Annotated in this window: 10 protein-coding genes; all 10 read right to left on the bottom strand. The window is 24.6% G+C overall.

The window, feature by feature from the left end:
• Positions 1 to 43: 43 nt before the first annotated feature.
• Positions 44 to 565, bottom strand: a complete 522-nt coding sequence (locus tag ACZ5EC_RS01570) for a PaaI family thioesterase (protein ID WP_464303210.1) — start codon at positions 563 to 565, stop codon at positions 44 to 46.
• A 254-nt stretch (positions 566 to 819) separates the two neighbouring features.
• Positions 820 to 2085, bottom strand: a complete 1266-nt coding sequence (locus ACZ5EC_RS01565; protein ID WP_464303209.1) for an NAD(P)/FAD-dependent oxidoreductase — start codon at positions 2083 to 2085, stop codon at positions 820 to 822.
• A 113-nt stretch (positions 2086 to 2198) separates the two neighbouring features.
• Complete coding sequence (locus ACZ5EC_RS01560; protein WP_464303208.1) at positions 2199 to 3635, bottom strand: FAD-dependent oxidoreductase; 1437 nt, start codon at positions 3633 to 3635, stop codon at positions 2199 to 2201.
• 173 nt (positions 3636 to 3808) lie between these two features.
• A complete protein-coding gene (locus tag ACZ5EC_RS01555; RefSeq protein WP_464303207.1) occupies positions 3809 to 4321 on the bottom strand; it encodes a hypothetical protein in 513 nt (170 codons plus the stop codon).
• Positions 4322 to 4458: 137 nt separating this feature from the next.
• Positions 4459 to 7560 (bottom strand): hypothetical protein, encoded by a 3102-nt coding sequence (locus ACZ5EC_RS01550; protein ID WP_464303206.1) that lies wholly within the window; start codon positions 7558 to 7560, stop codon positions 4459 to 4461.
• An 18-nt stretch (positions 7561 to 7578) separates the two neighbouring features.
• Positions 7579 to 9132 carry a hypothetical protein gene (locus tag ACZ5EC_RS01545; RefSeq protein ID WP_464303205.1) on the bottom strand — a complete coding sequence of 518 codons (1554 nt, stop codon included), beginning with the start codon at positions 9130 to 9132 and terminating at the stop codon, positions 7579 to 7581.
• A gap of 284 nt (positions 9133 to 9416) precedes the next feature.
• Complete coding sequence (locus ACZ5EC_RS01540; protein WP_464303204.1) at positions 9417 to 10274, bottom strand: hypothetical protein; 858 nt, start codon at positions 10272 to 10274, stop codon at positions 9417 to 9419.
• An 83-nt stretch (positions 10275 to 10357) separates the two neighbouring features.
• A complete protein-coding gene (locus tag ACZ5EC_RS01535; RefSeq protein ID WP_464301764.1) occupies positions 10358 to 11431 on the bottom strand; it encodes an IS110 family RNA-guided transposase in 1074 nt (357 codons plus the stop codon).
• 346 nt (positions 11432 to 11777) lie between these two features.
• The gene (locus tag ACZ5EC_RS01530; protein ID WP_464303203.1) at positions 11778 to 12932 is read right to left on the bottom strand and encodes a Gfo/Idh/MocA family protein; all 1155 of its coding nucleotides are present in this window, start codon (positions 12930 to 12932) and stop codon (positions 11778 to 11780) included.
• A 248-nt stretch (positions 12933 to 13180) separates the two neighbouring features.
• On the bottom strand, positions 13181 to 14302 hold the full coding sequence (locus ACZ5EC_RS01525; RefSeq protein WP_464303202.1) for an alpha/beta fold hydrolase: 1122 nt from the start codon (positions 14300 to 14302) through the stop codon (positions 13181 to 13183).
• Between the last annotated feature and the right edge of the window lie 32 nt (positions 14303 to 14334).

The following is a 14334-nucleotide window of genomic DNA, read 5'->3' as shown; positions in this document are numbered from 1 at the left end:
TGTTTTCTTTGCTAACTTTATTAAAATTCAACATTAAGCTTAATTATTTTTTTTGTTTAATATTTAATTCAATTTCATCAGGATCATCTTTCATATGAGTTACCTTCCATTCTTCTTTTTCAGGATCCCAATCTCCAATATTTTTCTCATTAACTTTTATATACTTACCATGTGCCTCTACAGCCACTTCGCCAGTTGGTAAAATTAATTTGCCTTCCCCTTCAAAAAACCTACTACCATTATGTGTAACTTTAGCAATAACTTTTAATTCTTTATTTAAAGGAACAGGTTTTCTATATTTTATATGTAAATCGAGTGTAAACCCCAATGTATCTTTTTCAAAAGCACAAATTGCTCTACCAATAGTTTCATCAAGAATTGTAGCAGACATTCCACCATGCATCATACCAGGATAACTTTGATGAAATTCATGTGGGGTAAATAAGGCAACTGTTTCTTTGTTATCAAGAACAAAAAATTTAGCTTTAAGACCAAAATCGTTTTTCAATCCACAAACAAAACAATGTTTACTGTTTTTCTGTTTACTAATAATTTTATATTTCATATTCACTACCTTTACTATTATAATTTTTACAACATATTGTTATTTTATTATAATAAAGTAATCATGCTTTATATTATAATTATGTTTTAATTCTTACTTTATATTTTTCTTACTTTATATTTTATAGTAATTTATTCTATTTTATACACTAACTTTTTTAATAATAATATTCTAAGAACAAAAAATCATTTTTTTAATAATAATTTATTTTGTCTAATAAAAATATATTTTTATAATTTATATTTAACAAAAATTTATTCAATAGAAAATTCAAGCTTATTATCTTTTAAATCATCAAGGTGAGGTTTTATCTCATCAGACTTTAAAGTTAAAGAGATCATTTCTGATGGTTGTACATGTGTTAAATTAACCTTTTTGATAATTTTGGAGTTTATTTTTACAATTAGTTTTGCAAAATTTTTTACAACCATTGCTCTCATATAAAACTTATTTTTCTCATATAATGTATATTTATTTGGGACAACATATTTTATATTTGAAGAAGCTTTAACAGGATATTGAATTTCAGGTTTTTGCTTATTTAAATAGTTACTAATATATTTACCGCATCTTTCAGATTCTTCAGTAACAAAATCTACAAGGTCATGTACATGCAAAACATTTCCACATGCAAACACCCCTTCTACATTTGTCATTAATGATGCATCCACAAATGGACCATTTGTTTCTGGATTTATCTTAACCCCAATTTGTGTAGCAAGTTCTGTATCAGGAATTAATCCAACAGAAAGTAAAAGAGTATCACATTTTAGATTAAATGTTTTGTTATAGTTCAATTTACCATCCTCAATAGGTGTAATATCAACAGATTCTACTCTATCTTTTCCATAAATTTTACTAACAACATGAGATAAATAAAGTGGGATATTAAAATCATTCAAACATTGAACAATATTTCTTGTAAGACCTGAAGGGTAAGGTTGAATCTCTATAACAGCTTTAACATTTGCTCCAACCCAGCTCATTCTTCTTGCCATTATTAAACCAATATCACCAGAACCAATTATTACTACTTCTTTTCCTGGAATTAAACCTTCAATATTAACAAGTCTTTGAGCCAGCCCTGCAGTAAAAATACCAGCAGGTCGTGTTCCAGGAATTCCAATATTCCCTCTATTTCTTTCTCTACATCCTGAAGCTAAAGCAATAGTTTTTGTAATAAATTTAATTACACCATATTTATCAGAAGATGCAACAACTGTTTTGTATTCATTCTCAATATCCTGAATGCTTAAAACTGTAGTTTTTGTATAAATATCAATATTTTTTTCTGATTTAACTATTTTTTCAAATCTATAAGCATATTCAGGTCCAGTTAATTCCTCTTTAAATCGATGAAGCCCAAAACCATTATGGATACATTGTAAAAGGATTCCACCTTCTTTATCTTCTCTTTCAATTATTGCAACTTTGAAACCATTTTTTGCAATTTCAATTGCTGCAGCCATCCCAGCAGAACCACCACCTATTACAACAGAATCATAATCTTTTTTTAACATTCTCTTACTCCACATTTACAATAAAAATTATACATTTAATTCATTATAGATATCTTTATATTTAAACTTTTTAATTTATTTTTCTATAATTTATTTCTTTATAATATATTTCTCTATAATTTATTTTTAATTAAATAACTTTCTTTTCCACGTTTTGTAATCTTAAATGGGGAAATACCTGTTTCTCTTTCTAATATTTTTAAAATTTTATAAGTACAGAATCCTCCCTGACACTTTCCCATTCCTGCTCTTGTATAAAATTTAATTCCATCTAAAGTTGTATGCCCTTTTCTAATTGCTTCAACAATTTCTGCTTCTGAAACAGTTTCACATCTACAAATAATATTGCCATAAGAGGGATTATCTTTTATCAATTCATCTAATTGTTCAGGTGTAAGGTCTCTAACTTTTGGAGCATGTGAAACATAAGGATCATAATCAGGATCTTCAATGAGTTCAAGCCCATCTTTTTTAAGTAAATCTTTAACATATTCAGCAATTGCAGGGGCTGCAGTTAATCCAGGTGATTGAATACCTGCAACCTGAATAAAATGAGAAGATTTATCTGAGATGTTAATTAAAAAATCTCCTGTTTTTAAAGCTGGTCTTAAACCAGCAAAAGATGTTATTATATCCTTTTCAGAAATTGAAGGAACTAATCTTCTGGCTTGATAAAACACTTTTTCAAAATTTTTCTTTGAAGTTGAATAATCTGTTTTATCTTCAATTTCCTCAGCTGTTGGTCCTATCATTAAAGTACCTTCAACTGTTGGAATCACAAGAATACCTTTTGATATCGGAGTTGGAACTGGAAAAATTACTTTTGAAGTTAATCCTTTAGAATCCCTTGCAAGTAAAAATTCTTCCCCTTTTCTTGGTGTGATTTTAAATTCTTCTGCATTAAAGATTTTAGATATTTCATCTGCATAAAGTCCAGCGGCATTAATTACATATTTAGCATTAACTTTTTCTCCATTTTCAGAAAATATAGTATAATAGGAATCACTTTTCTCCTGTTTAATAACCTTAAATTCTTTTTTAAATACAACTTTGTTTTTAATAGCACTTTCAACTAATGCAAAAACAAGTCTATATGGCTCAACTATTCCACCAGTTGGAGCATATAATCCACCAACAACATCATCATTTAGTTTGGGTTCTAGTTCATGAATCCTTTCTCTATTGCACATTTCTATACCAATTACATTATTTTTAACTCCCTGCTCATATAAATGCTCAATAGTTTTCATCTCTTCAAAATTAAATGCAACTACAAGTATTCCACTTCTTTTAAATGGAAAATTCAACTCCTTATGTAAAGAATCATACATAAGATTCCCTTTAACCTCAAGTTTTGCTTTTAAACTTGTTAAAGGATGATGAAATCCAGCATGTATTATCCCTGAATTAGCTTTTGAAACCCCAAAAGAAACATCAATTTCTTTTTCTAATAAAACAACATCTAATTTATATGAAGATAATTTCCTTGCAATAGCAGCTCCTGTAACACCAGCCCCTATTATTGCAACATCAAAGGTGTCCATTTTCATATCGATTCCTCTTTGTTAATAATATAAGATATTTTATATATATGTTTTTAATATTTTTATAAAAAAATCCCAATTAATTTTTAGTTTTTAATATACAAAATATATCTATTTAAAATAAAAATTTATTCATATTTTGAAAAACCAGTTTAAATGTTTTTTATTTAATTTTATTTTTACAGACTTCCAAAATCAATTATTTTTGCCTTATCAATTAACAAAACATTATCTTTAATTGGAATAAAAATACTTATTGGTGCAGAAAGACCTGCAACATTTTCTTTCTTTTTTATAAAATATTTATCAATCCTTCCATATTCAGCAGTTTCTTTGTATCCTATTGTTAAATTTCTTCCTTTTATTACATAATCTATCTCAACAGGAAACTTGTAAAATTTATAATTTTGATAAGCTTTTTTATAAGAATATAATAATATATCTCTGCTTAAATATTTTTTATCTTTTGTTTTCATTGAGTCATGAACAAGAGGAAGTATAGCTTTTATTCTTTCTTTTTCATCCTCAATCATAAAAGAAACAAAAAGTTTATTAATTAAATTAATAATTTTGTCATTGGGTTTAATTTTTTCAATTGCATAAATATTAATCTGGCTATTTAGAGAAATAACAACAAAAAAGATAATAAATATACTGTATATTTTAATTTTTTTTCTTTTAATTTTATCCAACTTTACAACCTTTAGATTTAAAAAGATAGTATCATAATTATTAGATTTTTCAAATTTTAATTTTATTTTTACATTTATTGTAAATTAGAACATTAAATAAATTTAAGTATTTTTCAAAACTAGAATGTAAATAAAAATTAGAATTCCATTTTTATTTCCATAACTATGCTTCCTGGAATTTCTAGTTCTAAAGAAGCACGAGAACCTCCTGAAAACACATTTTCTGAAAGTTCATTTGCTAAATCTAAAAAATTGACAAATGTTAATGAAAAATTTATCAATAAACTTATAGTTTTTTTATTATTTTGATTTTTCAAATTATAATTTTGCTTATTAATTTTATTTTTATTTCCACTATCTTTTTTATAAACAGGAATATTAATAACTAAATCTTTTATACTTAATTTATAATCAAAATTCCATAAACTATCTTCCCTTGGCCCACCTTTTAATCCAATCTCATTTTCTGCTTGAATAGTATGATAAATTAAAGCAATCTGATTTAAACCATTTGTCATTGTATTTTCATAAGTATCATAAAATGCAAAAGGTTGTCCATCTCGATATTTAATTGTAAAACTATTCCATAAAATTCCAAACAATTTAAATGCAATTACCCCTTTTCCAACATATGCTCTATCACTATCAATTCTCCCATAACCATTAATCCAGGTATTTGGATTTGCCATAGAAAAATCAACATTCCCGATATCATTTGTTAAAGGACCATTCCCAAATGAAGTTATACCCATAACCAGATATGCAGTAAAAGATAGATCCACTAACCATTTATCTTTTTTTTCTCCCAATATTTGTAATTTAGCACCAGCATAAAAAGGTTTATCAAAAAATTTTCCTCCACCAATTAATTGTTCATTATAATTAGTTAGCAAATAATCTCTTATTTCACCTGAATTTATTTGATTAAAAAAGAAAATATCATATCCATTTTGTGAAACATATTCACCATCTTCAAGACCATAGCTTTGAATATCTTCAGAGTTCTGTTTAAAAAGGATCCAGAAAGTATTTTCAAATAGTTTCGCTAACCCTTCTAATTTAAAATTCCATTGCTTTGTAACTTTAATATCGCTTCCTATTTCAAATGAATATACAGCAGGTTGTTTTAAATTTTTATCAACAGAGATATATGAACCACCTGTTGTATTTATTAAGGTATAATCTGAAGAATCATTACCAACATAATAATAAGAATTAAAATAATCTGGATTTAAAATATTTATCAAATTAGAGGTAATATTTACAGGTGTTTTTGAAAAAGAGATAAATGGGGTAATAAAATAACTATCAAATAACTTTAAATTAAAATCAAAACCATAATCTAAAAAAACTATAGAATTTATAAATTTATTATTAAAATAGTATGAAAATTGAAAATATTGATTGATATCAAAATCCAATATTCCTAATTTAATAGTGCTTTCAATCCCAGCATTATAATTGCCAAAAAAATCAAGGCTATCATTTGAAGAAAAACTTATTTTCCCATAATCAGTACCATTATATGTTATCTTATTTTCCCAATTTGAAATAAAAGGGGCAAAATAGAGCATTTTATTATTAAAGTTTAAAAATATATAATTATTGTTTAAAAATTTTCTATTGTTTTCATTATTATTTTCATTATTATTATAGTTATTATTATTGTTATTATTATTAAAATTATTATTTTTATTGTTATTGTAGTTATTGTTATAATTGTAATTTTTATTATTATTACTTTGATTATCAATTTTATCAAAAATTGAAAAATCAAGCTTATTTTGAAAAGAAAAATTTATATTATATGTATAATAATAACCTTCTGGATAAAAGGGAAACAATCCTTCACCATCTGGATCAATAATCTCTCTAACAAAATCAATATCATTATGTTTTATTGAATATAATTTAACTAACACACTTAAATTAATTTGATCTAAAATATTACCACTCTTTTTTATTATATTTTTCTCAATTATATTTTTAAAATAAATACCACTATTATATAACTTTTTTAAATTCAAACTATAAAAAAAAGCCAATGATTTTAATATTGCAGTTTCATCTGAAGAATAATAATTTTGTGCAAATAATTTATCCTGAAACCTATATTCAAAATCAAAATTATTATTCATAACAAGGTTATTATCATTATCAATTTTAAATTTATTAAAAAAGATGTTTAAAAAGCTCCAATTTTCATAAAACAAATTTTTAAATGAACCATCGAGATTAAAGTCTAAAAATTGTCTCTGTCCTTTATTAATATCAATATTATAGGAAAACAATACAGGAAAACTAATATTATCAAAATAATTTTTATTACTAATTATATTTTTTATATTTTTATTATTATTTTTATTATTATTTTTGTTATCTTCTTTTTTAAAGTAAATTGTGTTATAATTTCCCTTTTCAAAAAAAGGAACAATAAAAGTGTTATTAAAATTAAAGTTAAAATTATAATTTACTCTTCTTCTTTCTATTGGTGGGGGAGGATTTCTTTCTACTGGAAATGGTCCTAATAAGAATGAAGGTATGTTCAAAGAAGAAATGAAATCATCTATATTTGCAGTCCATTCAATATTTTTCCCTTCAAAAGGATAAAAATAATTAAATTCAATATTTATGGTTGAACTTTTTTTATTTTCAAAAACAAGCTTTAAAAGTTTGTTAATATTGTATTCAAATGAATATAAGTTAAAAATAATTGAAGATTTATTCCCTATAAAAAATAAACTATATGTATTATTAATATCTGTGTTATTATATGCTAAGTTATTAATTAGACTATTATGATCCAGTATAAAAATATCTTTTATTAAATTGTCAGGAATTTTAATACCAGAAGAACCTTGAAAAACAACATCAGATATATCAGAATTTCCAAGATACCAGTTATTCCAATATAATGAATAACCATTTATAGATAATTTTTCAGGATCAATAAAAGAAAAACCACCAGTTTCTTCAATTAAAGGTATTGTTGTTAAAAGAATATTTTCAAAAATATTTAAAAAATAATTTGATGTAGGTAAAATATCATTTAAATCTGTAAAAATACAATTAATGAAAAGATTATTATCTGAAAAACTATTGATAGAATAAAAGTTATAAGACCATATATCATCAAAATTATCATCTTTTTTATCTTGTGCAAAACTAACATTTGGAAATGAAAAAATTAAATAGAGAAAAAAAACAATTAATACTAAACTTAACTTTTTAAATTTCAAAATATCCCCTGATATAAATTAAAACTTTAAATTAATGCCAAAAAATAGATCATAATCAACAGTTGAATGGTTTTCCCTATTTTCAGCATCATAAAATTGAGATGCAAATTTATAATAAACTGGATCATAAGTATAAGAAAAGCTAAAAATAAATGAAAGATACATGGTAAAATTAAATTTAAATCCCCCTAATATTCTATATCTTGGTTCATAAGGAATAATTTTATTTGATAATATATTAGAATCATAAATAGAAAAATGGGTAAATATTCTTAAATTATCAAATAATAAAAATCCAAAATAAATAAATCCTCCTGCACCAAATAATGGTGAACCAGGATTATCAATATTTGGTAAATCATCAGGTAAAAAATAGGTATTTCCAAAATCATATTGGTAAAGATTTATAAAACTTTCCCACTCAGCAGTTATATGAGACGGATCACCATAAAACCCTGTTTCATATTGTTGTGGGAAATTATTATATGAAGGATCATATGGGTTAATATACGGTTTTGTGAATCCATGAACTGTAAAAACTGCTTCAAACGCAAAAGTTATTTTATTTTTAATTAGCTTTTTATAAATTGTTGGCTCATTTTTTATATTATCAGCTATTTGTTTAAGTCTATTTTTTCCTACCTCGAAATAAAAAGAATATTGATGAGAATAAACTTTAGCTGGAACTGACCCTCTATTTCCTATAAGTCCAGATAAGGAAATTATATAATAAAATACATCATTATAAAATAAATTTTTATTTAAAGTTTTAGTATTATTATTTAAATCAAAATTTTTACTTTTCAATAAAATTTTAAAAATAACAGATTTAGCAGAATTCGAATCAAGCCCATCCTCTCCATTAGATGCACCAAGAGATAAATTAAAAATGGATTTTATTAAGTTAAATTTAAAAGTAATATAAAAATTTGTATCATAATAATGAATAGCATTAAAGTAATATATTGGTAACATTCTGTCACCTAAAATAAATGGGAAAAATGGTAGTCTATCATTATAAATATAATTTGAAAAATTGATCGGATAAGTTGGAAGGTCATAAATTATAGGCATATTAAAATTTTCAAAATTATAATTTAAAACAATATTCTTTTCATATGCAAAGTGAGTTGACATAAAAAAATTATTTTTGATAAAATCAATATTTAATCCTGCGTTTTTAAGTAAAATAATCTGGTGATTAAAATATTCATAAAATCTTTCTTTAGTTGAAATTTGGGGAAATATTGACAAATAAATAAATGTACTATAAGAAATATAATTATTATTATCAAGTTTATCTATATAATTTATATTAGAACTAAAGTTAAATATAGAATTAAAAGAATCTTCATTTCCAGTAATTTCAATAATTTCAGCAGTTCTATAATAAGATGTATTTTCAATATAAAAATTAATATAAAAATTATCATTTAAAGTAAATGTTAATAGATCATTAAAATTTGTTTTATTATTCGCTAATATTTCTTTTTCAGGAATTAAAAAGTAAAAAAAAATAATGATTAACCAGATTTTATATTGATAGTTTTTTAATTTACATTTTTTTTTCATAATTTTATTGTGCATATTTCTTTACAAAATTGTTTTTAATAATTAAAAATTTACAGTACTTCATTACTCTTCTTTCAATACATTGGTAGTTGTTTTGTAATATATTGTAATATTATTAATTACATCGTAATAATTTATTGTAATACTATTATATCCTAATTTATATTTATTTGGAATCAAAAACATATTTCCAGATTTAAAATATTAAATTTTTAATTTTTAAAAGTTTAAAAAATTTTAAAATTTTTTATATTTTTATATAATGTAATATTTGTAATATAACATTAAAAAGCTACAAATAAACCCCATACAAAATGATTATCAGTAAATCTGGTTTGAATAGTACCATTGACTCCATTATCAAAATACATCCCATATAACCATGTTGCTGTAAACTTGTATTCTAAATAAAATCCAAAATGTTTAAAGAATTGAAATCTAGTTCCTAAATTAAGACCAAAACCAAAATTTGGGAAACCAATTTGATAGGAGTAAGCTGACCTTTCTGTATCTCCTGTTAATTTTAATTCTGGATGTGGAATACATGGACCAAAACTTAAAGCTACATATGGTTGTATTCTACCTTCTGGAATATTTTCATCTGGAAGTAACATCATTCTATATGTAGCTGATAAAGTTACATGATTCACACCATGTGAAACATTAAAATATGCGATATAATCATGAATTGGTGCCCACATATCAACAGAATTTCCATTTTCATCAGTACCTGTTATATGAATCTGATATTCTGAATCAGATGGTACAAACACTTTAAAATGGATGAAATCAATACCAATTCCAAAATTAGGATTATTTTTAAAAAAATGATAATACCTTATACCATAATAAGGTTCTGTTGTTGCTTTTACTGCATTAACTATATCACCTTGAAATAATGGTTCAAAAAAAGCATTTGGAATAATAGAATTATCCGGGAAAAAAGATAAATCTTCCATATATACATTATGAAAAGTATAATCCCAACCTCCTTCATATGAAATATGAATTTGAGCAATTGTAGGTAATGACATTCCTCTATTGTATTCAAAATAGTTCAACCTGATATCATTACTATTATAATTTGTTGAAGAGGAAAATAAAATAAATAAACTTGAAAATAAAGTTAAAAATATATCCATAAAATTCTCCTATAAAAATCAATATTAAATATCAAAAAATCTGCTAATTTATATAAACGAGGTAAAACCTCAAATCATTGCTTTCAGGCAACAGAATAATCTTTATTTAACAATATATCATTTGATTTTACTGGATCATATTCACAACCATTTTTTAATAATGTCCATACCAATTTACTTAACTTTCTTGAAGTTGCTATTATTGCTTTTCCACTTCCTTTTATTTTTTTCATATTTCTATAAGATTTCATATATCTATTTTCTCTTTCTCTTTTTACCCTTATCATACCCATTGTCATCTGTACAAATGCTGTTCTCAATTCTTGTGAACCTCTTTTAGTTATATTCCCATATCTTTCTTTGTCTGCTGAATTTTGTACCCATGGTACCAATCCACAATAAGAAGAAAGCTTTTTATATGAACTAAATTTATTTATGTCATCTATGTAAGCCCTTAAAGTAATTGAAGTTATCAATCCACATCCTGGTATTGTCCTTAGTATTCTTACTGCTTCATCTTTTTCTGTCATCTTTGAAAGCTCTTTCTCTATTTCTGATATTAAACTTTCTATACTATTTATTGTTTTTATTATCCCTGATACTATACTTTTTTTTATTGGGTCCGATATTTGTTCTATAATTTTTACCCTTCCTGTTTTTGTGTTAAGCTGTCCATTCTTTGTTCCTATACCCATTTCTAACATTATTCCATGTATTTGATTCTTTAAACTTACATTGGTCTTTTTTAATACTGACCTATGCTTTAATAAATCTCTTAAATTTTTACTATCTTCTTTACATAAATTTACTTCTGGTATCATATCTTTTGATAAAAATTCTGCTAATGTCCTTGCATCATGTTTATCTGTTTTGTTTATTGATTCATTTATTACTTTAAACTTTAAGGTATTTACTACATGTACTTTAAATCCATAATTTTCCATTTCTCTTTTGAAATATCTTGTATTTCCTGTAGATTCTACTGCTATTTCAATTTCTTCTGGTTGGGATAATTTCTTTAACAATCTTACAAATTCCATATATCCTTCTTTTTTTGTAGAAAATTTCCAATTAATATCTGCAATCCTTTGTTCTAAATTTTTTATACATACCGTCATTTGATGCTTGTGTAAATCAACTCCAACTGATAGTTTCATCTGCCTCCTCCAATTATTTTTTTTTAATTGAAAGCAGATTCTTTACGATATTTATTACAGAGAATAATCCATTCTCCTATTCAATCTGGATTGTTAAAATCCGATTATTATGTTGATTCGGCTGTAGGCTCTTCATTCTCCTAAACGGTCTTTTTGACCAAATTAAATGTCGAACCTAAGCCTATCTGCTTTCAGGTTTATTTTCGTTGCCTGAAAGCAGTTTCTTTATCCCCTGCTATTGATTTTTATCACATCTCCTAATTGAGATTCTGACTAACAGAATTACTCTTTTACCACAAAATAGAATATAATAAAATCTAATATATTAAAATTTAGTTTATAATTTCTATTTATCAAATATACCTTTCATCTCTAAAGTGGAAAAATCTTCTAATGGAAGTTTTTCTGGTATTCCAGTTTTTTGTGATTTATAAATTGCAAGTATAATTTCCAAAGCTTTTTTCCCTTCTTTACCTGTAATATATGGTTGCTTTCCTTTAATTACAGATTCATAAAAATCTTTATAAAGGTAAGTGTGTCCATATCCATAAACAGCCTGAAAATCTCTATCCTCAAGGTTATAACCTTCACCTAAAACTTTTTCCTCTGTATCTCCAACAATTTTGGAATCCTCAAATCTCCAAGCTTCAATTTGATTAACTGCAAGGCCTCCAATTTTTACTGTTCCTTTACTTCCTGATAAAAATAAAGTTTCTTCTAAATTTTTTGGATAAATGTCAACAGTACCTTCAATAATTCCAATAGCTCCATTTTTAAATTTGACAATAGCTGAACCAAAATCCTCTGCTTTTATATCCCTTAAATATCTATTTGTTACACCATAAACTTCTACTGCTTCACCTCCCAAAAACCATTGTAAAAGATCTATATTGTGTGTACACTGGTTCATCAATGCACCACCATCAAGTTCCCATGTTCCTCTCCATTTAGCCTGATTATAATATTGCATTCCTCTATTCCATCTAATTGAAGCAACTCCATATAGCATTTTACCAAATCTTCCTTTTTCTAAAGCATTTCTTGCTTTTTGAATAGGTTCATTAAATCTATTTTGAAAAGAAACAGCTAAAAGTTTGTTTTTCTCTTCTGCTTTTTTAATCATCATATCTGCATCTTTTATAGATAAAGCCATTGGTTTTTCAACAATAACATTTAAATCATTATTAAGACAATATATTGCTATTTCAGGATGATATCCTGATTCTGTGGTAACTGCAACAAAATCAAGATCAAGTTTTGCTATCATCTCTTTATAATCTTTAAAAATTTCAGGTTTGTTAATATTTTTTGTATTTTCCCCTTCAGAAATTATCTTTTTTGAAAGTTTATCAACATATTCTTCTGCTCTTTCATTAGCTCGTTCTTCAATAACATCACAAACACCTTTCAATAGAATATTTTTATAATTATTAACAATAGCATCAACATGTTTATGAGAAATACGGCCACAACCAATAATTGCACATTTTAATTTTTCCATTTCTACCCCTTAAAAAATATTCTTTATTTTAAGAATAAATCTTTAAAAACACTTTTTTCATTAATTAACCATATTTAAATAAAAAATAAATCCTTTTCGTTAATAATAAAATTGAAATTACTGAGAAATTTAAAAAATAAAGAATAGATTCTATCATTATTATAATTTTTCTCATTAGGTCAGATATGTAATCTTTTTAATTTAATCTATTAGAACAATTAAAAGATACTAATAATATATTATTTTTTCTAACTTTCAACCCAATTTAAAATATCTTTATAAACTTCTTCCTTATTAATTTCATTTAAGATTTCATGTCTTGCATTTTCATATAATTTCAATTCAACAGATTTAATTCCACATTTTTTAAATTTATCATAAACCTGTTTAACACCTTTACCATTATCACCAACAGGATCTGAATTACCAGAAATTAATAATACTTTTAAGTCTTTATTTATTTTAAAAATATTATCAATTTTATTTATCTCAAATATCCCTTTTAAGAGATCTTGAAAAAAACCTGCTTTTGCAATAAAGCCACACCATTCATCATCAACATATTTATCAACAATTTTTTCATCTCTTGATAACCAATCAAATTCAGTTCTGTTAGGTTTGAAATTATCATTAAACTTACCAAATGAAAGTTTGTTTAAAAAAGGACTTCTTTTATTTTTACCGTTAAAAAGAATAATTAATTTTGTTATTAAATACCCTACTTGTCCTAAAATTCCAGGGTCTCCAGATGTACCTGACAATATAACTTTATCATAAAGTTTAATATAGTATTCATTGTATTTTGAAATATAATTTCTTGAAAGCATTGAACCCATACTATGCCCAAATAAAAAAACTTTTTTTTCTTTAAATAATGATTTAATAATAATATTTAGCAATAACATATCAAATAAAACTAAATCCCAACCATTGTTTATTTCATTTAAAAATAAGCTTATATCATTTCTTTCAACAATAGAATTTAATTTATTTTCAAAATTAAGATTAAAAGTTTTTTCTACAGAATTAATAAATTTTTCAAAATTGAAATTCTTTTTTAAAACTTCTACATCTTCAATATTAAAAATACCCTGTTTATCCTCAGTTTTTGCAGTTTTAAAATGCCCTCTATGATCATTTGCAAAAACTATATAACCATTATCAGTCAAAAACTTAGCAAAGTCTTCATATCTTTTAGCATGTTCAGCCATTCCATGAGATATTTGAAAAATACCTTTAATCTTTTCAAAAGCTGGATCGCTAGAATCTAAAAAATTTATTTTATCAAAATTAAAATAATCTGGACTCCAGATATAAACAAAAATTTCCTCACCTAAACCATCATTAAAAATAAAGTTTTTTTCAATCATTTAATTACTCCCACTTTTTTTAAAATTATAAT

Source organism: Exilispira thermophila, assembly GCF_055389015.1.
This window is presented reverse-complemented; position numbering and strand designations above follow the sequence as displayed.